At 38.2% G+C, this 21,957-nt stretch carries 22 protein-coding genes; 11 read left to right on the top strand and 11 right to left on the bottom strand.

Annotation, left to right across the window (positions count from 1 at the left end):
• The first annotated feature begins 95 nt into the window (after nucleotides 1-95).
• The gene (locus tag ACRD69_RS07225; protein WP_430814407.1) at nucleotides 96-329 is read left to right on the top strand and encodes a hypothetical protein; all 234 of its coding nucleotides are present in this window, start codon (nucleotides 96-98) and stop codon (nucleotides 327-329) included.
• Nucleotides 330-338: 9 nt separating this feature from the next.
• On the opposite strand, the gene ACRD69_RS07220 is transcribed toward ACRD69_RS07225, so the two are convergent.
• Nucleotides 339-1,658: a cobyrinic acid a,c-diamide synthase CobB gene (locus tag ACRD69_RS07220; protein WP_430814406.1), complete on the bottom strand. Its 1,320-nt coding sequence runs from the start codon at nucleotides 1,656-1,658 to the stop codon at nucleotides 339-341.
• A 271-nt stretch (nucleotides 1,659-1,929) separates the two neighbouring features.
• On the opposite strand from ACRD69_RS07220, the gene typA reads away from it, so the two are divergent.
• Complete coding sequence (typA, locus tag ACRD69_RS07215) at nucleotides 1,930-3,732, top strand: translational GTPase TypA (protein ID WP_430814405.1); 1,803 nt, start codon at nucleotides 1,930-1,932, stop codon at nucleotides 3,730-3,732.
• Between the two features lie 62 nt (nucleotides 3,733-3,794).
• On the opposite strand, the gene ACRD69_RS07210 is transcribed toward typA, so the two are convergent.
• From ACRD69_RS07210 to ACRD69_RS07195, 4 genes are read right to left on the bottom strand one after another with little or no spacing between them, the layout of a single operon-like run.
• Nucleotides 3,795-4,154, bottom strand: a complete 360-nt coding sequence (locus ACRD69_RS07210) for a hypothetical protein (protein ID WP_430814404.1) — start codon at nucleotides 4,152-4,154, stop codon at nucleotides 3,795-3,797.
• Nucleotides 4,155-4,169: 15 nt separating this feature from the next.
• Nucleotides 4,170-4,550: a diacylglycerol kinase family protein gene (locus ACRD69_RS07205; RefSeq protein WP_430814403.1), complete on the bottom strand. Its 381-nt coding sequence runs from the start codon at nucleotides 4,548-4,550 to the stop codon at nucleotides 4,170-4,172.
• A 37-nt stretch (nucleotides 4,551-4,587) separates the two neighbouring features.
• Entirely contained in the window at nucleotides 4,588-5,235 is a 648-nt protein-coding gene (locus tag ACRD69_RS07200; RefSeq protein WP_430814402.1) for a tetratricopeptide repeat protein, read from the bottom strand.
• Between the two features lie 45 nt (nucleotides 5,236-5,280).
• The gene (locus ACRD69_RS07195; protein WP_430814401.1) at nucleotides 5,281-6,885 is read right to left on the bottom strand and encodes an amidase; all 1,605 of its coding nucleotides are present in this window, start codon (nucleotides 6,883-6,885) and stop codon (nucleotides 5,281-5,283) included.
• Between the two features lie 206 nt (nucleotides 6,886-7,091).
• On the opposite strand from ACRD69_RS07195, the gene ACRD69_RS07190 reads away from it, so the two are divergent.
• Genes ACRD69_RS07190 through ACRD69_RS07175 form a run of 4 tightly spaced genes read left to right on the top strand, consistent with a single transcriptional unit; the run spans nucleotide 7,092 to nucleotide 9,718 of the window.
• Nucleotides 7,092-7,901 carry an ABC transporter ATP-binding protein gene (locus ACRD69_RS07190; protein ID WP_430814400.1) on the top strand — a complete coding sequence of 270 codons (810 nt, stop codon included), beginning with the start codon at nucleotides 7,092-7,094 and terminating at the stop codon, nucleotides 7,899-7,901.
• A gap of 14 nt (nucleotides 7,902-7,915) precedes the next feature.
• Nucleotides 7,916-8,692 (top strand): hypothetical protein, encoded by a 777-nt coding sequence (locus tag ACRD69_RS07185; RefSeq protein WP_430814399.1) that lies wholly within the window; start codon nucleotides 7,916-7,918, stop codon nucleotides 8,690-8,692.
• A complete protein-coding gene (locus ACRD69_RS07180; protein ID WP_430814398.1) occupies nucleotides 8,689-9,069 on the top strand; it encodes a GntR family transcriptional regulator in 381 nt (126 codons plus the stop codon). Before ACRD69_RS07185 ends, ACRD69_RS07180 begins: the two co-directional genes overlap by 4 nt.
• Nucleotides 9,056-9,718 (top strand): hypothetical protein, encoded by a 663-nt coding sequence (locus ACRD69_RS07175; RefSeq protein WP_430814397.1) that lies wholly within the window; start codon nucleotides 9,056-9,058, stop codon nucleotides 9,716-9,718. Before ACRD69_RS07180 ends, ACRD69_RS07175 begins: the two co-directional genes overlap by 14 nt.
• A gap of 289 nt (nucleotides 9,719-10,007) precedes the next feature.
• Here the strand turns inward: ACRD69_RS07175 and ACRD69_RS07170 are convergent, their stop codons facing one another.
• Nucleotides 10,008-10,592, bottom strand: coding sequence for a tetratricopeptide repeat protein (locus ACRD69_RS07170; protein WP_430814396.1), 585 nt, complete (start codon nucleotides 10,590-10,592; stop codon nucleotides 10,008-10,010).
• A 78-nt stretch (nucleotides 10,593-10,670) separates the two neighbouring features.
• On the opposite strand from ACRD69_RS07170, the gene ACRD69_RS07165 reads away from it, so the two are divergent.
• From ACRD69_RS07165 to ACRD69_RS07150, 4 genes are all read left to right on the top strand, one after another.
• Nucleotides 10,671-11,333, top strand: coding sequence for a TatD family hydrolase (locus tag ACRD69_RS07165; RefSeq protein ID WP_430814395.1), 663 nt, complete (start codon nucleotides 10,671-10,673; stop codon nucleotides 11,331-11,333).
• Complete coding sequence (locus tag ACRD69_RS07160) at nucleotides 11,320-12,084, top strand: sulfite exporter TauE/SafE family protein (protein WP_430814394.1); 765 nt, start codon at nucleotides 11,320-11,322, stop codon at nucleotides 12,082-12,084. The genes ACRD69_RS07165 and ACRD69_RS07160 overlap by 14 nt, the downstream gene beginning before the upstream one ends.
• 112 nt (nucleotides 12,085-12,196) lie before the next feature.
• On the top strand, nucleotides 12,197-13,216 hold the full coding sequence (locus tag ACRD69_RS07155; RefSeq protein WP_430814393.1) for a branched-chain amino acid aminotransferase: 1,020 nt from the start codon (nucleotides 12,197-12,199) through the stop codon (nucleotides 13,214-13,216).
• A 180-nt stretch (nucleotides 13,217-13,396) separates the two neighbouring features.
• Entirely contained in the window at nucleotides 13,397-14,446 is a 1,050-nt protein-coding gene (locus tag ACRD69_RS07150) for a 3-deoxy-7-phosphoheptulonate synthase (RefSeq protein ID WP_430814392.1), read from the top strand.
• Here ACRD69_RS07150 and ACRD69_RS07145 read toward each other — a convergent pair.
• From ACRD69_RS07145 to ACRD69_RS07125, 5 genes are all read right to left on the bottom strand, one after another.
• Complete coding sequence (locus ACRD69_RS07145) at nucleotides 14,443-15,195, bottom strand: glycosyltransferase family 2 protein (protein ID WP_430814391.1); 753 nt, start codon at nucleotides 15,193-15,195, stop codon at nucleotides 14,443-14,445. The genes ACRD69_RS07150 and ACRD69_RS07145 overlap by 4 nt on opposite strands.
• Before the next feature lie 6 nt (nucleotides 15,196-15,201).
• Nucleotides 15,202-16,464 (bottom strand): glycosyltransferase family 4 protein, encoded by a 1,263-nt coding sequence (locus ACRD69_RS07140; RefSeq protein ID WP_430814390.1) that lies wholly within the window; start codon nucleotides 16,462-16,464, stop codon nucleotides 15,202-15,204.
• Between the two features lie 66 nt (nucleotides 16,465-16,530).
• Nucleotides 16,531-18,102, bottom strand: coding sequence for an L-aspartate oxidase (nadB, locus tag ACRD69_RS07135; protein ID WP_430814389.1), 1,572 nt, complete (start codon nucleotides 18,100-18,102; stop codon nucleotides 16,531-16,533).
• 72 nt (nucleotides 18,103-18,174) lie between these two features.
• Nucleotides 18,175-19,845, bottom strand: coding sequence for a hypothetical protein (locus ACRD69_RS07130; RefSeq protein ID WP_430814388.1), 1,671 nt, complete (start codon nucleotides 19,843-19,845; stop codon nucleotides 18,175-18,177).
• Nucleotides 19,846-19,855: 10 nt separating this feature from the next.
• Nucleotides 19,856-21,058 (bottom strand): DUF4249 domain-containing protein, encoded by a 1,203-nt coding sequence (locus ACRD69_RS07125; protein ID WP_430814387.1) that lies wholly within the window; start codon nucleotides 21,056-21,058, stop codon nucleotides 19,856-19,858.
• A 155-nt stretch (nucleotides 21,059-21,213) separates the two neighbouring features.
• On the opposite strand from ACRD69_RS07125, the gene ACRD69_RS07120 reads away from it, so the two are divergent.
• Nucleotides 21,214-21,948: a hypothetical protein gene (locus ACRD69_RS07120; RefSeq protein ID WP_430814386.1), complete on the top strand. Its 735-nt coding sequence runs from the start codon at nucleotides 21,214-21,216 to the stop codon at nucleotides 21,946-21,948.
• Nucleotides 21,949-21,957: the final 9 nt, after the last annotated feature.

The following is a 21,957-nucleotide window of genomic DNA, read 5'->3' as shown; positions in this document are numbered from 1 at the left end:
AAAGACTTAAAACCACCTCCCCTCTCCTTCGTCGAGGTACTCCTCCTTGCCAGGAGGAGAGCTGATTTACAGCTTGCAAAACACTATATATGTGAATGTTTGAATCTTTTCGAACACTCGTGGGCGACGCCCTGACTTTAACTGCGCAGGGTAGAGATCATCAGATTGATCTGTATTCATTATCGACTAAAAGTTACGCCATTAATAAATTGCAAAAATGGACTGGCTTTAACCTGGAGGACAATTATTCCACCAGTATTTTAAAAGGAGATAATATACAACAACTTATACAGGAAGAACTTCTGTTGCCTATGCTTCCTGATAATTAGGAGTACCTGTTACTTCGTTTTTAGCTTAAGCAGTTGTATAAACGATTGCATTTTTTCCTTTTGACCAAGGTAGATATGAAAATAGGATGACCAGCAATTATTAGTTCTATACACGGGCATATCTACCTTGTTTCCTCGTGCTGATTTGCTTATTGCCTCATCTTTTTCATAACAATCCTTTGTTATTGCAGAATAATGAAACTCATGCCCCATAAACACATTGCCTTCTATCTCAAGGGAGCGATAACCTAATTTAAGCTTCATATTCTTCAAAGAAGTTTCATAATCAAACAGCCCCAGCATCTGGTATACAGATCCGTCTTTCAGTTCGACTGATCGTCCGAGGTACATCATACCACCGCATTCGGCAATCAATTTTCCCCCACGCCTTTCAAATAGTCTTATAGCATTAAGCATTTTTGTATTTGCGGCTAATTGTTCGGCATATAATTCAGGATATCCACCGGGAAACCAGATTACATCACAATCCGGTATATCGGCATCATACAAGGGACTAAAATGAATCACTTCACCCAATTGCTTTAAGACATCAACATTGGCCGGATACATGAAATTAAAGGCTTCATCGCGCGCAATGGCGAACTTTAAGGAAGATGATCTTGCTACATTTTCTTTGGCGGGCAGGGTTTTAATTTCTGTTGGTGAGATGGAAAGTAGCTGATCCATATCTACATACCTGTTTATCAGTTCTGCCGAGGCGACAACCGCCTCCATCATACCCTTATTATTTGTAAGTGACAATCCCAGGTGACGTGACTCCAGGCTTAATCGTTCATCTTTTGGCACATATCCCAAGGGTACAACACCCGCATCTTCGGCAGCTTCCTTTAAAAAATGATAATGCGATTCTCCTGAAACCCGATTGAAGATCACCCCTTTAACCTTGAGTTTGGCGTTAAAATTCTTAAACCCATACAATAAGGGCGCAACCGAATAGGCGGTTGCGGCAGCATTAACAACCAGTATAACCGGTATATCCAACACTTGTGCTATTTCTGCTGAGCTGCCCTTATCACGTTTGGCCCCATCAAATAAGCCCATTACTCCCTCAACTACACCAACATCGGCATTTTGCATATTAGCATGAAAAACATCATTCACATGTTCTTCATTTGACATCCATAAATCAAGATTATATGATGGACATCCGGCAACCTGGGCATGATGCATCGGATCAATGTAATCAGGCCCACATTTAAAAGCTTGTATCTTTAAGCCCTTATCGCGTAAAGCTTTGATCAAACCCAGTGTAACTATTGTTTTACCTGAATTACTGGATGGTGCTGCAATTAAAAAACTATTCTTCATGACATTCTGATCGGGATAATATTAGCCTGAAGCGCAAATATAGCAAAAGAGCTATGAAACCATACGGTATGCCAGGGTTATGCATATTTAGCAAAGGACATGAGATAAACACGGTAAATTTAAATTCGCTGCCTTGTATATGTTGAGCTTTGAGTGGTTGATATTGCAATGGTTCAGTTTCGCTTTGAAGCTTATTTATCTTTTTTAATACCTGCATAATGCTGTAAACCAAAAAATAGCAGTACCTTTGCGGCTCATTTGGATTTTAGCTATGCAAGAGATTAGAAACGTAGCCATCATCGCGCACGTTGACCACGGTAAAACAACACTGGTTGACAAGATGTTAATGGCCGGAAAGCTTTTTAAGGAACACCAGGAAGTTGGTGAACTCATTATGGACAATAACGACCTTGAACGTGAGCGTGGTATCACAATCTTGTCAAAGAATGTGTCCGTAATGTGGAAAGGGGTAAAAATTAACATTATCGACACTCCGGGTCACTCCGACTTTGGTGGAGAAGTTGAACGTGTATTAAACATGGCTGATGGTGTATTGCTATTGGTGGATGCTTTTGAAGGACCTATGCCACAAACTCGGTTTGTGCTTCAAAAAGCAATCTCACTGGGCTTAAAGCCAATTGTGGTCATCAATAAAGTTGATAAACCAAACTGTCGCCCGGAAGAAGTGCATGAAGATGTTTTTGACCTCATGTTCTCTCTGGATGCCACAGAAGATCAGCTGGATTTCCCATCGGTATATGGTTCGGCTAAAGAAAATTGGATGAGCACCGACTGGAAAAAGAAAACAGATAATATAGAAGCTGTTTTTGACGCTATCCTGGAGCATATACCTGCACCCGAATACAATAAAGGTACGCCTCAATTACAAATCACATCCTTAGACCACAGTAAATACCTTGGCCGAATTGCCATTGGTCGATTACACAGAGGTGATTTGGAGGTAAATCAGGATGTTAGCCTTGTAAAGCGAGACGGCAGCATAACACGCACCCGCATAAAAGAATTAAACGTTTTTGACGGTTTAGGAAGAACAAAAGTTGACAAAGTATCATGTGGTGAGCTATGTGCTTTAGTAGGTGTCGAAGGTTTTGATATTGGGGATACGATTGCAGATTTTGAAAATCCGGAACCTTTGGAGCCAATTGCAATTGACGAACCAACCATGAGCATGCTGTTTACCATCAACAACTCACCATTCTTTGGTAAAGAGGGTAAATTTGTAACATCACGTCACATTAAAGAGCGTTTGGATAAAGAGCTGGAGAAGAACCTTGCTTTGCGTGTTGAAGAGACCGACTCAGCAGATTCATGGAATGTATACGGACGGGGAGTTCTTCACTTGTCAGTATTGATTGAAACCATGCGTCGTGAGGGTTATGAGCTTCAGGTTGGTCAGCCACGTGTGATTATTAAAGAGGAATTTGGTGAGAAACTGGAGCCTGTTGAGGACTTAACCATCGATTTGCCGGAAGAGCATTCTGGAAAAGCCATTGAAATGGTCACTCAGCGTAAAGGTGAACTGGCTTCAATGGAGAAAAAAGGTGAACGCGTGCACCTGGAATTCAAGATTCCATCGCGCGGTATTATCGGATTACGTAGTAATTTATTGACAGCCACACAGGGTGAAGCAATTATGGCCCACCGTTTCATTGAGTTCCAGCCTTGGAAAGGACAGATTGAGAAGCGTGTAAATGGCTCATTGATCGTTCTTGAATCAGGTACAGCCATTGCCTATGCTTTAGATAAACTGCAAGATCGTGGTAAGTTCTTTGTTGCACCACAGGAAGATGTTTACATGGGGCAGGTTGTTGGAGAAAACAACCGTGAAGGCGATTTAACATTGAACATTACAAAGACTAAGAAGTTAACTAATATGAGATCGTCTGGCGCTGATGATAAGGTTAAATTAGCACCCCCGATCGTGTTTAGTTTAGAAGAAGCATTAGAATATATTCAGGGCGATGAGTATGTTGAAGTAACACCAAGTGCGATTCGTCTGAGAAAAATATTACTTTTAGAGCACGAACGTAAACGTGCTTCTAAACAAGACTAATGATATAACCGGTAATTTTTGAATTATCGGGTTAGCAACCCTTGGGAGATGATTGGTAACGGTCATCTCCCTTTTTTATTGGTATCCCTCCACTTTTTATATCTATCATTTGAATAATATACTATAAAATCGGCCATTATACCTGAGTAATACAGAAAAGCGATAAAAACCATACCTCCAATTAAAATAGCGAAGCTTTCGAACTCTTTCAGTATTTCCACCCTAAGAAACAACTCTCTTAAATATGCAATTAGAAAAGCTGCTGCTATTAACGACGGCAACAAGCTATACAATCCGAAATATTGATTCTTTTTATTAAAACCAATTACATCAGAAGGACAAAATAAAAACTGAATACGCCTTCTTCCAAACCAGGCCGGCAACAAGCACAGTGCCATTAACAGCAAACCAACAAAATCCATATTAACTACTATCAATTAAGTAAATACTGCAATTATCTTTGGAATAAAGATGATCAGACCAATTATCAAAGCTGTTAGAGCGGCAAACAATACACCACCGGCCGCCAGATCTTTTGTTTTCTTTATCCTTTCATCCTTATCCAGGGTAATGATATCTGCAAGGTTTTCGATTGCCGAATTAAGAAGTTCCATGGCAAATACAAAGCCAATTGCGAAAATAACAAGCATCCATTCAACCTTAGAAAGGTGAAAATAAAAACCTGCTACGATCACCAGTATAGCGGCGACTAAATGAACTCTGGCATTATGCTCCTCCAGTAACAGTACCTTAAGGCCATTAAAGGCATATTTAAAGCTAATAATCCTTTTTAAAACCGAAAAGCGCTTGTTCATCATATATTTCAAATAAGCATCACGTAGTTACTGATTACAATTATTTTAAGTACTCCTTTATATATTCATCCACTCCCTCCATTCCCAGTTCTTTACATTTCATCCAGTCTAACCTGGCGGAGTCTTTTAATTTCAACATCAGGTAGTTCATACCACGGTTAAAATAGATATTCGCATTTTCAGGTTTAAGCTCAACAGCCTTTGAGTAAAAAACAATACTTTCTCTGCATTTACCTGATCTGGCTAATGAATTGGCCAGGTTGAAATAGTAACTCCAAACCAGGCCAAAGTCACGACCGTTGATTTCACTGTATTTGATGGCTTCTTTGTATGCAGGAATAGCTTTATTAAAGAGCTCCACTTGATAATAACGATTGGCAAGGTAGTACCATATTTCATCGTCATCATAAAATACTTTCGCTGCTGATTCCAATATTTTAACAGCTTCTTCTACCCTTTTTTCTTTATAAATCGAATTTAAATGAATATAGGCCTCTCTGACCCTTGCATCAATCCGTATGGCTTCAAGAAAACACTTCTCGGCTCCATCACAGTCACCTGCATTTAACTTTTCACAACCCACATTTGTCAATTGCTGCGCCTTTACCAATTCCTCATTCAGGTTAGTTTGAGCAAAAGCACAGCTAAGCAATACAACACAGACCAAGAGAGCAAACAAGCGCTTCATAATACATCATTTACATAAACCCAATGACCATAATGACAATCCTCATCAACTTATGAGGCTTTTAATAAAAGCAGGCTTAATACGTTTCTGACTCACTTTCTCATACAGGTGCGCTATTTGTATTAAACGACTTTCCGTCCATGGTTTACCAAAGAAAGAAACACCTATAGGTAAACCTTTAATATTTCCTGCCGGCACGGTGATACTTGGATAACCCGAAACAGCCGCCAATTGTGAGCTTCCTCCTCCGAAATTATCCCCATTTACATAATCAATAGCCCATGCGGGTCCATTTGTAGGAGCCATTAATGCATCCAACTTATATTCATCCATTAATGAATCAATTCCCAGATTACGTGATAGCTCCAAACACTTCTCTTTAGCTTCTTTGTAATTTTCGTCACTTAAGCCTTTTGTTTCATTAGCTGCTTCAAATATCTCCTGCTCAAACCAAGGCATGACACCATCCGCATTATCATTATTAAATTGGATCAATTCCTGCAGAGATGAATACCCGCATTCGGGATGTGATTGAAGATATTTCTCTATCCCATCTTTAAATTCACAAATCAATACGGTCCATTCGTACCTTCCCAGTTGTTTTATTTCATCTGAAGCTTTCACTTCTATCACTTCGGCACCCTTATCTGATAACACACCAACAACCTCATCAATAATACCTGAAACCCTACTATCGAAAGCAGAACTTTCACTCAAATAACCAATTCGGGCACCTTCCAGCACCGTGTCATCAAAATTGAGATAAACGGCTGGCTGATCTGGCTGAAGCATTGTTTTATCATCCTTTTCATCGACACCGGCCAAGGCTGCCAGCAACAAGGCAGCATCAGTAACTGTTCTGGCCATTGGCCCGGCCGTATCCTGACTTTCAGAAATAGGAATAATACCTGTACGTGACAATAATCCTACCGTTGGCTTAATGCCAACTACCCCATTAATACCAGACGGACACACGATAGAGCCATCTGTTTCAGTTCCTATTGCCAAAGGAGCCAGATTTGCAGAAACCGACACTGCTGATCCGGATGAAGAACCACATGGCGTGCGATCCAGAACGTACGGATTCCTGGTTTGACCACCCCTGCTGCTCCATCCACTACTGGAGTTGGTTGAACGAAAATTAGCCCACTCACTGAGGTTGGCTTTTCCAAGTAAGACAGCGCCTGCTTCGCGCAGTTTTTTGATGATAAAAGCATCATCTTTTGCAATATGTTTTGCCAATGCCATGGAGCCTGCTGATGTGACCATATTATCGGCCGTATCAATATTCTCCTTAATAATAACCGGAATTCCATGTAGTGGCCCTCTAAGCCTACCATTACCCCGTTCTTCGTCCAGTTTATCTGCAATTGTCAAAGCATCCTTATTCAGCTCGATAACAGAATTCAGTCCGGCACCTGATTGATCGACCTGTTCTATACGTTGCAAATAAAGCTCTACGATCCTTCTTGAAGAAAGCTCCCCTGATTTCATTTTATTTTGTAAATCAGAGACGGTAGCTTCAGAAAGGATAAAATCATCATTAGCAACTTGTTCGGAAACTTTTTTTGTTTCTGATTTCTGACATGCAGTGATACTAAGTCCAAGTCCTGCCAGGATCGAGCTTTGAAGAAAATGTCGACGTTTCATTTAGGTAGATTTGTTTAATAAAAGTGTAAAATAGCAAAATGCCAATTGCAGTCAAAGCAAGTTCAAATTTTTCCCGCTATAAAAACGCTAATTTATTAAGCATCTAATATTCATTCAATAAGAAATTGCATAAATAATTTGGAATTCTAAAAATACCCCTTACATTTGTAGTGTACTATTTCACTATAACAGTAAAACAATTCCAAATGATTAAAATCAACAACCTAAGTTTTGCTTATAAAAAACAAGCCTCACTCTTCAATGAGCTATCGCTTAATGAAGAAGCAGGCCAGATTATTGGTTTGCTGGGTAAGAATGGTGCTGGAAAAACCACCCTTTTACAACTTATAAGCGGACTACTTACACCTAAAGCGGGTGATATAGATATTAACGGACAAAATCCTGTTATGCGCTCACCCGGCTTTCTCGAACAACTTTACTTTGTCCCCGAGGAATTTATCATGCCTTCAGTAAAAATTCGTAAATACGTTGAAGGCAACGCTCCTTTTTATCCACGGTTTGACAGAGCCTTGTTCAACGATCTGATCAGACAGTTTGAACTGGATGAGAATAAAGTGGTCTCAAAGATGAGCCATGGTCAAAAGAAAAAATTCAGAATTGCGTTTGCCCTTGCCTCCAAATGCCAGCTGATTGTTTTGGATGAACCAACAAACGGCCTGGATATTCCTTCTAAAGCCATTTTCAGACAAATGGTGGCCGGTGCTATGGAAGATGACCAGACCATTATCATATCAACACATCAGGTAAAAGATGTAGAAACACTAATAGACAAGATTTTATTGGTTGATCATGGCAAAATAATCTTTAATGAAACGATCATTAAGCTGTCAGAGAAATATGACTTTAAAATTGTAAGACATCTGCCAGAGGAGGTACTTTACAGCGAACTCAATCCAATGGGATACAATGTTATTACTCCAGCCAATGGCACTACTTCAGAAGTAGATATTGAGCTTTTATTTAATGCCATAAACAACGGTGTTACCATTAACTAAGAAAGACTTCAACCATGAATAATACGTTCAACATTAATAGATTTAACAGGCTGATCAAACAACAGTACCAGATTTCAGGTAAGAATTCTGCATTAGCGTTGCTTTCGATATTAATTGGCTATACGCTGATTTTATTGACTTTTACTTTCAACAAGTACAACATCGAAGCAATCGAATGGCTACCATTCTTCATTATGCTGAATGGTGCAATAGCCTTGCCCTTTGCAGCCTATGCTTTCCCTGCTTTCAGGAGTAAAGAAAAAACATTTGATTACTTGCTTATTCCCTGCTCCACAACTGAAAAGTTTATTTTCAATATTATGGTCAGGATAGTATTGCCATGGATTATTCTTCCTGTAATCTTCTACATCAGTTCTCATATTGCAACTGAACTTTCTCTATGGTTTAATCCAGACTATTATATTGAGTCATTTCGATTGAGTGCCATATTTGAAGAAGTAAACACAGAGCAATTCAGTATTATTTTAACAGCAATGATCTTAATGGCTTTAATAGCACAATCACTATTGTTTGCCGGGGCAACCGTATTTAAAAAACAACCTCTGATCAAAACCTTAGTAATTATAGGTGCCACCATAGCATTTGTTATCTTCTATTTCTACATCATTATTGAGTGGGTCGAAGTGTATGATAGTGGCAGAATGCCATGGGTCGCAACTTTTGAGAATAAAGATTCTACCGGATATTATCTGGTCGCGCTTGAAATAATTGGTTTAACCACCACTTGGGCCTACGCCTTTTTTAGAGTGAAAGAAAAAGAGATAGCATGATGGAATTCAAAAACAATAAAGGCATCTTTCAACAGATAGCTGACAACATATGTGAGCGCATTTTATCAGGAGATTTTGCGCCCGGAGATAAAGTACAATCAGTCAGACAACTGGCGTCACAACTTGGCGTTAACCAAAATACCATTATGAGAACATTTCTAGAATTACAACATAGCAATATAGTAGAGAACAGAAGAGGCATCGGCTACTTCGTTACCGAAACTGCCCCTGAAACCATCAGGGATATTCGTAAGGAGGAATTTGCAAAAGACATACTTCCTGCCTTTATACAACAAGTTAAATTATTGCGCATTACAAAGAATGAGTTAGAGCCTTTATTCAACCAGATAAACCAGAACGAACATGAAAACAAGTAAGCTTATTTTAATAGTTTTTCTTTCGGTTTTCTGCCTTAGTCTGCTCTCTTTTTTGATTACTGTAGATGGCAAAAAGTACAAAGGACACTCCGAACAATTGGAAACAATAACAGAAGACTTGCCCGACTTTAGGGTTGTAAAAGTTCTTGATGGAGCCAAAGTCAGCATAGAAACCGGCAACAACCGTAACTTAAAGTATGCATACCATAAAGACTCCATCGACATTAGTGTATATGAGATCAGTGCTGACACACTTATTTTAAAACCATTAAAATTGGATCATTACGTCAGTGAATACACTGTTGAATCATTCAATATCACAGAAATCATTAACAACGGTGGAACACTTAGCATTGACTTAATGCAAGACAGTCTTAACATCAGCAACCAAGACGAAGGACATGTTTTTATAAACCAAAAGAGTTCAATAAATAACATCCAACTTAAGTCAGGTACAAGGGCAAACAGTGTTATCTCGGCCACCAATATCCAGCACCTAATAATGGATGTAGATAATTCTAAAGTAACAGTCAATAAAGACATTAAAAGTGTTGACCTCATTGCCAATAACAGCTCCAAAGTAATCTTACAGTCTGTTAATTCATTGGCAGTAAAGTGTGATTCAACATCAAGATTTAATGTATATTGATACTATAGTTTCTTTAAAGCTACAATTATTCAAGGTACACATATAGCTTTACCAAAAGCATCCATGTAAAAGAGAAATAGCATGGATGCTTTGCTAGTTAACAGAAATGATATCATAAATCAATTGCATTTGACAGGATTTCGGCCCAGGACATTCTGAGGGTCATTATCATTCACAATTAAATCCATTTCCTGACCGTTCAGGCTATCTCCATTTCACAAATCTCTTATTTGATATACTCATCAATGTATTGTTCCATCCCTTCCATGCCAAGCTCACCTGCTTTTAGCTAATCTTTTCTGGCCAGTTCTTTTTGCTTAATCATTAAGTAGTTCATTCCCCGGTTAAAATAAATATTGGGGTTTTTAGGATTGAACTCAATAGCTTTGGAGTAAAACTCTATGCTATCTTTGTTTCTGTTTAGCTTTGCAAGGGAATTAGCCTTGTTAAAATAATAACTCCAGACCAAACCAAAATCTTCCCCATTGACTTTGCTCAATTCTATAGCATTGGAGTAGGCCTCAATAGCTTTTTCAAAATGATTTTGCTGATAATAGCCATTGGCCAGGCAATACCAAACCTCATCATCATCACTAAATACCGAACTGGCAGTTTCCATTATTTTAATAGCAGCCTCCATATTGTGCTCTTTATAAATGCTATTTAAATTCATGTATGCTTCACGCACCCGAGGGTCCAGTTTTAAGGCATTTAGAAAAAGTATTTCAGCCCCTCGCGAATCACCCTTCATAAGCTTTTCAAAACCTTTGTTGCTCATTTGCTGAGCAAGTACAAACTTTTCGTTTGTAAATTCCTGTGCCTTTGACCAATGAACTAAGGCTAAAAACAACAGTAAGTAATATATTTTCATCATATCAAGTTAGTTTTTTATAAAATTGTAATTCTTAAATTGTATAAACAATAGGGTTTTAAAAAAATTGAATCGGATCATATGTACATCAATCTGCACACTCATAACTACAGAGAAAATGACCATTGTATCTCAATTGAAAATATTGATGCTTCAGGAATACAAGAACACTTTAACCCTTCGCATCTTGTATCTGCAGGCATCCACCCCTGGCATATTGATGATTCTTATAAAGCACAACTTGAAAAAATAAAGGAACTAACAAGAGACAAAAACACAATCGCTATTGGCGAGTGCGGATTAGACAAACTCAGAGGCCCGAAACTTTCAATTCAGCAAGAAGTCTTTTTAGCTCAAATTGACTTATCAGAAGAACAAGGCTTACCATTGATCATCCATTGTGTAAAAGCTTATACTGAAATCATCAAGCTACGCAAAGACGTTCAACCCTCGCAAGCATGGATATTTCATGGTTTTAATGCCTCTAAAGAGACCATGGAACAAGCACTAAAATATGATTTCCATTTTTCATTTGGTCAATCACTTTTCAACCCAGGTTCAAAAGCGAGCACGATATTACCATTTATTCCGAATAATCGCTTATTTTTGGAAACAGATGACAATCCTCAGTTAAAAATCCAATCAGTTTACGAAAAAGCATCAGAAATCACTAATATTGATATTAATGATTTACTGCTGATTATTAACCGTAATTTTAAGCGATTATTTAATGTCAATACCTGAATTCATTAATCCTTTACAAAGTGACTGGGCGACCTGGGGCATTACTCTTCTTTCAGCCTTTTTTATTGGCGTATCCAAAAGTGGCCTTAAAGGCATATCAATGTTTGTCATACCTCTTTTCGCTCATTTATATGGAGGTAAAGCATCAGCAGGCATTGTATTACCATGTTTGCTTATGGGCGATTTAATGGCGCTTCGTTTTTTTTACAAAAGTGCCAATATCCAACTTATTTTAAAGCTTATCCCCCCGGCTGTAGCAGGCATTTTATTTGCTGTTTTTATTGGTAACAGAATCAATGATGAGCAGTTTAAATACACCATGGGGGCGGCTATTTTAATTTGCGTTGGACTACTCGTTTACAATGAATTAAAAGGCAAATTCGACATTTCCAAATCCAGAGTTTTTGGTAACAACCTGGGATTAGCTGGTGGATTTGCAACGATGATAGGCAATGCTGCCGGACCTATTTTCAATTTATATCTACTATCAATGCGTTTACCAAAAGCAGCTTACATTGGAACGGGAGCCTGGTTTTACTTATTCCTCAACTCATTTAAGGTACCCTTTCACATTGTTAGCTGGGAAACCATTAACTGGCAAACGTTCCACCTCAACCTGGTCATGTTTCCATTGCTGATATGCGGTACGTTTATCGGTAAAAAGATCGTTAGCTACATCCCGGAAAAACCATACCGGTATTTTATATATACTATCACATTGTTATCTGCTATCTTATTGTTTATCAGATAACCCCTATTAAAACATCGTTAAGAGATGCCTTTTGTCATTTAAATTATAAGTTGATTATTGTACCTTTACAACCATATAAAGAAAAATTACACTAGTACTAAATCATAAAGAAATGAACGATATCAATTGGAGCGACTTGTCTTTCAGCTACATGAAGACAGATTACAATGTTAGATGCTACTTCCGCGATGGCAAATGGGGTGAACTTGAAGTTCATTCATCTGATCAGGTAAGCATTCACATGGCTGCTACCGGTTTACACTATGGCCAGGAAGCTTTTGAAGGATTAAAAGCTTTTAAAGGTAAAGATGGAAAAACCCGCCTGTTCCGCATTGAGGAAAATGCCAAGCGTATGTACAATTCTGCCGTTGGAACCATGATGGCTGAAATTCCTGAAGACATCTTTGTTAATGCTGTTTTAAAAGCAGTAGAGCTTAACAAGCGATTTGTTCCTCCTTATGAGTCTGGTGCTTCGTTGTACATTCGACCATTATTGGTTGGAACAGGTCCTAAAATTGGCGTAGCTCCTACCGACGAATATTTGTTCATGGTGTTTGTAATGCCTGTTGGCCCTTATTTCAAAGAAGGATTTAAGCCAACCAACATGATGATCTCTCGCAAGTACGATCGTGCAGCTCCTCTTGGAACAGGTAATATCAAAGTTGGTGGTAACTACGCAGCCAGCTTGCGTGCCGGTCATGAAGCCCATTCAAAAGGCTATTCAGCTGTTCTTTTCCTTGATAGCAAGGAGAAAAAGTACATTGATGAATGTGGACCTGCTAATTTCTTTGGGATCAAAAACAACACATACGTAACTCCAAAATCTGAATCCATTCTGCCATCTATCACTAACATGAGCCTTTGCCAGCTGGCAGAAGACATGGGGATGACTGTTGAGCGCCGTCAGGTTCCTTACGAGGAATTAAACACTTTTGAAGAAGCAGGAGCATGTGGTACGGCCGCTGTAATCAGCCCAATTGGTCAGATCGATGATATTGAAGGCGGTAATTCTTTCGTATTCAGCAAAGATGGTAAACCTGGTGAGGTTTCAGAAAAGCTATACAACAAACTTCGCGCAATTCAGTATGGCGACGAGCCCGACACCCATGGTTGGGTAACTGTGGTTGAGTAAGCATTTTGACTGCCAAAAAACTGATATAAATAGATGGACCCTTATGATAAGGGTCCATTTTTATTTCTGCTTTTTGAGGGAAAATCAAGCATCGCTACAACCTTTTAGCCCAATCTGCTGTTTGAAAATTTAAATCGAACACAGGTAATTATTACCTTTGAGGCATTATCAAATTTCACTATGACAGACTTAAGGATTGAAAACCTCAATATCATTGCCGAGGAGCCTATTATCACACCAGATGAATTAAAGCGCCAATACCCGTTAACTGATGATATCACCAAGACCATTTTGGATGGACAAAATACAGTTAAACGGATTCTGCATAAAAAAGACCATCGCCTTTTAGTCGTTGTTGGTCCTTGCTCTATTCATGATATTGATGCCGCTAAAGAATACACTCAGAGACTTAAAAAGTTAGCTGACAGGGTCAGCGACTCACTTTACCTGGTTATGCGTGTTTATTTTGAGAAACCTCGTACAACTGTTGGCTGGCAGGGTTTGATCAATGATCCCTATTTAGACAACAGCTGCAAAGTTGAGGAAGGTCTGAAAATGGCAAGAGAACTGCTATTACACGTGGCTGAACTAGGACTACCTGCCGCCGGTGAAGCTCTGGATATCGTAACACCTCAGTATATTCAGGACCTGTTCTCCTGGACCGCTATTGGCGCTAGAACAACCGAATCACAAAGCCATCGAAACATGGCCAGCGGCTTGTCATCGGTCGTAGGATTTAAAAACGGCACCAAAGGCAGCATTGATATAGCCATTAATGCGAGAGAATCAGTGGCAGCACCGCATAATTTTGTCAGCATTAACCCTGAAGGCAAAGTCGCAGTAGTCAAAACCAAGGGCAATCCCAATTCACACATTATATTACGGGGTGGAAAAGAGCCTAATTATTCGCCCGAACACATTGCTAATTATGAGGCTGAATTAAGAAAAGCAAATCTCGAACCACGAATAATGATAGATTGCAGTCATGCCAATAGTGGTAAAAAGGCTGAAAATCAATCTGTAGTTTTAAACAATATTGTTGACCAGATCAAGAGTGGCAATGATTCCATAATGGGTGTCATGATAGAAAGTAATTTAAATCATGGAAATCAAAAACTTACCGATGATATTTCAAGTCTTGATTATGGTGTATCCATTACAGATGAATGCATCGGCTGGGATGAAACAGAACGACTCTTAATTGATTTACAGAACAAGCTCAAAGCCTAAAATCGCTTATTTTTAAGCACGTAAGATAAAAAACGAAATCCGATTGGCACATGCCTTAATAAAGTCGGAAATAAGCCGAAATAACGCCTCATAATATCAAAACGCTCCCTAAGTCCGGGAACTATGTTTTGCTTCGTTAAACCACCGTCTAAGAAGCGAGAAAGCGTTAGATTTGAATTATGAATATACCTGGCATCTTTCAAAGCCAGTAAACACCATTCGAAATCGGCTGAAAAGTGATACTTAACATTGTAGTTCTTTACGATCTTTGTTGAAACCAATATCGATTGATGACTCACAAGCATGCCATTTCTGAAGTCTCTCCAATGAAGTTCTGAAGGGGGCTGAAGTCGTCTCTCTCCTATCTCATTACCATCTGTATCGATCATCACAGTATCTCCGTATATGACATCAGGTACTTTTTGTCCGAAGCTATCAACCATTTCTTTGACAGTTGATGATCCATAAATCTCATCCCCGGAATTGATAAACCATACGAAATCACCTACTGCCATCTTCAGTCCTTTATTCATGGCATCATATAAACCTTCATCTGGTTCACTTATCCACTTATTAACAGAGCCTTTGTTGGATTTAATTACATCAACAGTTCCATCATCAGACGCACCATCAACAATGATGTATTCTATATCTGAATAAGTTTGACAGGAAATACTGTCTATCGTCTTCTGTATGGTATCAATTCCGTTGTAAACTATTGTTATGATGGATATAAGCGGATTTTTCATCATTATTTACTTTAACAATGATTCGTATACAGCCGTATATTGTTTTGCCACCACCTCTTCTGAGTAATCTTCCACTGCTTTTTGACGGGCATTTTTACTTAATTTCTCCAGGTCACTTACAAACAAGGTTTCATAGATACCGGTTGCTAAACTAAGGGAGTTCTTTACTTCCGCCAGATATCCGGACACCTTATGTGTGATCATCTCGGGTACCCCACCTATACTAAAACCTACAACCGGCGTTCCACAGGCCAGTGATTCCATAACGGTATTGGGTAAATTATCCTGTAAGGAAGGCAAAACGTAATTATCAGCGGCACTATACAGATCCACAAGTACATCAGGATCAGAAACAAACTTAAATGAATTGGTTTTAAACGGGAATAACTTAGCGGTCTCAGCATTCATTTTACCAAACACCACCAACTCGGTATTATCTTTTACAACAGGAAAATTCTCAGCTAGAATGCTCAATGCTTCAATGAAATAGCGCATTCCTTTACGCGGATCATTTACATTGGCAGCACCAAATAATACGAGGCGTTTATCCTTAGGTAAACCTAAACGCTCACGCGCACCCTGCTTATCACGTGGTTTATAGAAATCTGTATCTATAGGATTTGGAATATTATAAAAATCCTTTCTCCTTAACAACTTACTTTCCTGAGAAAGAGTACGTAACCACTTACTACATGTGACTATACTTAAAGGTGATTCATTATAGATCTTTCGCTTTTGGGCAAAGATTCTGGCAGAGAGATCCTTTTTCCCTGATTTACGCAGAAATGGGCAATATGAACAAAACTCCAGAAATTCAAGACAGGTGCCAGCATAATGGCATCCTCCGGTAAAGCTCCACATATCATGCTGAGTCCATACAATTGGTTTCCCACATTTAAGCAATTTACCTAAAGTCTCAATAGATAAAAACCCTTGATTGATCCAATGCAAATGAATGATATCTGCTTCTTTAACAAGTGGGTGATCTGTAATATCAATACCGGTATTTGCAGGTGAAAATGCAAAACGAACGGAAGCATTGCGTTCATAGGGTAAGAAAGTTATCCTTTCCCAGGCAAAACGGGCAAAAGCTTTTTGCCGATAGGCAAATCCTGAACCAACAGGGTAAACCCCTTCTTCATCGCGAAACAAATCCTGAACCAACAATTTAGAGTCCACTCCGTTACGACGTAATGCCTGATTAAGACGATTGGCTGCTACAGCAGCACCTCCGCCTGCATCTGTTTTATTGATCTGTAGGATTTTCAATCTTAGACAATCTGGTTTGAGCCGTAAAAATAATAAATCTATTAAATAAGTAAAGCCTAAAAGCATTTAGCTTTCCAGCTTATGCGGGAAATCAATATTAAAATGCAATCCTCTGCTTTCCTTGCGCTTTCGGGCCATTTTAATGATCAGGTATCCAACATTGATCTTATTACGCAGATGGCAAATCTTTTCTGACACCTTAGAATCCTGATACAGAGCTTCAGTCTCCCTGTAAAGTACTTCCAGACGATCATAAGCTCGATTAAGTCGTATTTTAGAACGAACTATCCCAACATACTTACTCATAATTTGTTGAACCTCTTTATTTGATTGAGTGATTAAGATCATCTCCTCAGGATGAGAAGTTCCTTCATCATTCCAGTCAGGAATTCGATGATTAAATTCAATACTTTCTATTTTCTCCAACACATCTTCGGCTGCAGCATTGGAAAATACCAATGCTTCAATTAACGAATTACTTGCTAAACGATTAGCACCATGTAAACCAGTCGAAGCACATTCTCCGGCAGCATATAAATTAGTAATAGAACTCCTGGCCATCAAATCAACTTTTATACCACCACATAAATAATGGGCAGCCGGCACTACAGGAATCATATCTTTAGTAATATCAACCCCAAGAGACAGGCACTTTTTATAAATATTCGGAAAATGTTGCTTTGTTTCTTCAGCATCTTTATGAGTAACATCAAGATAAACAAACTCTTCCCCGCGGTTTTTTAATTCATTATCAATGGCGCGGGCCACAATATCACGTGGAGCCAAACAATCTCGTTTGTCATATTTTAGCATAAACTCTTCACCATTCTGCCGGCGAAGAATTCCGCCATACCCCCGCATGGCCTCTGTTATTAAAAATGATGGTCGCTCAGATAAATTATACAATGCCGTTGGGTGGAATTGCACAAACTCCATATTCTCAATAATACCTTTAGCTCTAAACACCATGGCAATACCATCACCGGTAGCTATTAAGGGGTTGGTAGTCGTCTGGTACACACTACCTATACCGCCGGTGGCCATCATGGTCGTTTTGGCCAGAAAAGTTTCTATTTTCCCATTGTCCTTATTGAGTATATATGCTCCGTAACATTCAATATCACGCATCCAGGGTTCAGTAACCTTACCTAAATGGTGTTGAGTAATAATATCTACAGCGAAATGATTTTCGAACACAGCAATGGAAGGATGATTTTTAACTTCATCAATTAAAGCCCTTTGAATTTCAGCTCCCGTATTATCTTTATGATGTAAAATCCGGTACTCGGAATGACCACCTTCTCGATGCAAATCAAATTTACCATCTTCGTTTTTATCAAAGCTGGTTCCCCATTCAAGTAATTGCTTAATCTGTTCAGGCGCCTCCTCTACCACTTTTTTAACGGCCTCTATATCGCATAGTCCATCGCCGGCTATTAAAGTGTCATTTATATGCTTTTCAAAAGAATCAGGTTCATAAGTTACAGATGAAATACCCCCTTGTGCATAAGCAGTATTGGTCTCTTTAAGCTCTGTTTTACTAACCACGGCAACAGAACCATGTTTAGCTACTTTTAGCGCATAACTCAATCCGGCAATGCCTGAGCCAATGACTAAAAAATCAAATTCTCTTCTCATTGGAAAAATCTTTGTACAAGATACAAAGGTAGCAAGAATTCAAAATTTTACGTCAGATCAGATTTTTAATTGCTATTGAACCGCAAAAGACCTGGTCAGTACTTCTTTTTCACCCTTCTTATTAACACCGGTAATTATCATAGTATAATCAGAAGAATCATCGCCAGTATAAAACTCAATACCTACCTTTTTCTTGTCATTCAAATGATTATAACTTGAGTAATACAAAACATTTCTGTAATCAGCTAATCTTGATTTCTCTAACTTATCCATTGAATAATCAGGGCTGTCATATGTATATGAATTTAAAAAACCATCATGTACCTGTCTGAAAATCCGTTGATCAAAATCCATATTACCCATATCATTCTCACGTGTATAAAACAACACCAAACGTCCCAGATTTTCATCTCTGATATAGTAATTCAGGTTAATAACATCAATTTTTTCAAGATACTTGGGGTCTATACCAAGGATACGGTTGGCATCACGTACCGGAACCCCATCGACAAATGTTAATGAACCACCATCTCTGGGATACAGTGATTTTTCTTCATAGACCCTAAAATCATATTGCCCCTTACTTTTTCTTAAACTGACGTATGGTACGATTTCTCGCACAACCTCTTCTGTGGTAGGTAAATCAATATACTTATCTATCAGGATTGTATTTTCAGCATCTCCATAAAATGAATGAATTTGCTCAATTGAATCAGCCAACTCTATTTCAGGCATATGACTGGCATAAATCGTATTGATTTGCATATTGATAATGGCTTTGTTTATCTCATTCACCCTAACAGTATCAAGGTCCAAAGCAGGCATTTCACGCGTTGAATAGTGACCCGAATAATTATCCTCTAATTCAATTTTATAGTTTAATAACGCAGTATCTGGCGAATAGGGCTGAATAACCATTTCCTGTCTGCCAAAGCGATTTGCTTCAAACACAAACTCTCCCTTCTCATTGGTTTCTGAAAACTCCAGAACAGGGTTCTCACTTAGAAAAGATAACATCATTTTCTCATTGACCAGAAATTCATTGGTATTTGTGTTAATTACCCTTCCTTTTATAATCTCCCCTTTATATTCAGGCACTTTCATTGTACCATCAACAGCAAATACTGAAGAAGAGCCTGCTGAAGAAAAATCTACTGGCTTATACAAACATGTTTTAACCACCGAAACAGTCAAACTATTCCAATTCAAATTTTCAACATCAAGGTCAACCTTAACTTTTTGGCGATTGGTATAAGTGGCTTTTAAACCTTCAATACCTGAGATGTTTTTCTTAGGGTATACAACAGCTTCCTGGTCACCCATTCCTTCATCAACCGACTGCTGTGGTAACGAATTATTTGCAAATGGATTAATGATTGATATGACTTTTGCCTCATAATTATCAGGTGAATAGTTACTCATCCAGCGGGTATAACATCGCACCAGATAATTACCGGTAGAAACAGAATCAGGAATAGTGACCATCGATGTTACCGATCCTTCTGAGAGAAATAATTTCTGCTGTATAATTGGTGTGTTTACACTGTTCAGCACTTCTAAATATGTCACCTTACTAAGATCAGAATTCCGAAATGTTTCATTACATATATTATTGACAGTAAACCAAATAGATTCACCTCCAATATAAATATCGCGATCTGTAGTTAAAATAAGTTTCTCTTGAGAAGAAACAAGCGATTGTAGAAGAAAGATACAGCAAAGGGTTAAATAGGTTTTTTTCATATTGGTATTGTTAGTCCACCCAAAAATCTGGTTTTTGAATATTTCCGGTTAATCTGCAGTCAGAACATCTTGGTTTAGCTAATAGCAGTCCTATAATCGCCATACTTCCTTCCGCTTCAACCCCTTGATAAAGATTATAACTACCTGTAATAACCAAAGTCTCATAAATCTCCAATGGAGAGCTATACGATAAACCGTCAGCAATAAAAGTATCAACCCGACACCCTTCATTGTATTTACGTATTGGCAAATCCAAATCAACAAGTTCATTTCTGTCAATAAAAATTCTCTTTGACGCAACACTGCCTGTTTGAAAATATCCCAGAACAGGCTCCTTTCCATCGTTAATATTCTTTATATTTCCTCTAATAGAAAAAGGCTGAACTCCAAAAACATCACCAACATCTTCAGTTGATATTTTCAATTTATTCCAAAACTCATATTCCTGTTTGGATATTGATAATTGCTTAACATTAATACTATAACGAACAGTCAACTTATCAGTTTCTTCAGACGGAACAAAACATACTTGCTTATCCTTTAATTCGGAATTACTCTGACCTGCAAACGAATGCACTATTACCTGATCAGAACTATGGCTCTTATAGCAAAATTCATTTACCGGCCTGACACGCTCCCAGTCCTGTAATTCGTAATTATAATCCAACATAATCGGATATGGTGTTTTAAACTTCCAGTCCTCATCATATAACCAACGAACATACCCTCCTTCATACGAACCTCCATCAACCATGATGTGAAGACCATTATATTCTTCAGTTTCATCTGAATTCCATTCTTTCCCTACTTTGTAACGAACATCTTCTATATTAGATTTAGGTAATAACGTACATGATTCTGATTGATAAGTAGTACCATTGGAGGTTCTGACAGAAAGGCTATATGTACCTCCAACCCTGGCAATGAATTGCAGCTTATCTGTTTCATAGACTCCAGGTTCTATTTCTGTAAGAACTTCTTCCTTACCCGTTTCATCGGTAATAATCACAAGGGCTCCGGATTCAACAGAAGGCTGAACGTCTAAATTCGGGACAGATCGGGAAAGATATACCCGATGATTTTTAACTTCATCAGTAATTAAAGCATCGACGACGAGTAAATCTTCGTAATCTTTAATATTGACTTCATATTTTTCAAGACAAGAAGAAAAACTTAAAGCAAGAAAAACAATTGGTATAAATATTCTATTCATAATAGGATTAAGTTGTGTGGTAATAAATTCAAATCTGCAAAAAAAAACTCAATTTTTAACACCTACTCAATAAAATGATTGATTTTTAAGTTTAAAAGGTCAACAATTGCTTGCTTTTTATATTTTTGTTGTTACACATTTAAAACTAAACCCTTATGCGTAACCTAATCCCACTTGTAACTTTCCTTATAAGTATTCTTACTTTTTGTCATGATCTTAAGGCCCAGCATCCAGCTCTTCCCAGCTCTTCCATTCATAAAGATTCCCTAGTTCAGTTATACAATAATAAATTCTATAACGAGCTCGAGTATATCAATGGGCGCGAGTATAAACCCTACCATTACCCAACGAACGAAACACCTTATCTGCATTCAAAGCCAGGAACAGGAACAATCTATATTGATGGTGATGAATACCCTAAAAAGAAATTACTGTACGATATCTATAAAGATCTTTTAGTTGTTAATCCCGAACACTACACACTTTCAAATACCTATATTCAACTTGCTAAATCAGAAGTAGACTCATTCACAATACTATTTGAAAATCAAGCTTATACCTTTATCAGCCTCAAAGACAACATTATTAAACCCGGCATTAAAGCGGGTTATTACGAACAAATTTATTACTCTGAACAAACTTCACTCCTGATCAGGCATTTTGCAAGAAGAGGCGTTGACAATGCTCTGCCAACCTATTCATACAACACCGATCGTTATTTACTTAAAAACGGACGGTACTTCAATGTCACAAGCAAGAAGAAGTTATTAAGCCTCTTTCCGGATGATAAAAAACAGTTAAAGAAAAAGATTAAATCCATCAATCTATCCTATAAAAAAATGAGTAATATCCAGTTATCTCAACTACTTCAATTTATCGACACACTCTAAGCCTAACCT

The organism is Carboxylicivirga agarovorans, from assembly GCF_050589845.1.
GTDB lineage: Bacteria > Bacteroidota > Bacteroidia > Bacteroidales > Marinilabiliaceae > Carboxylicivirga > Carboxylicivirga agarovorans.
Note: the sequence above shows the minus strand (reverse complement) of the source record. Positions and strands in the feature narration are given on the sequence as shown.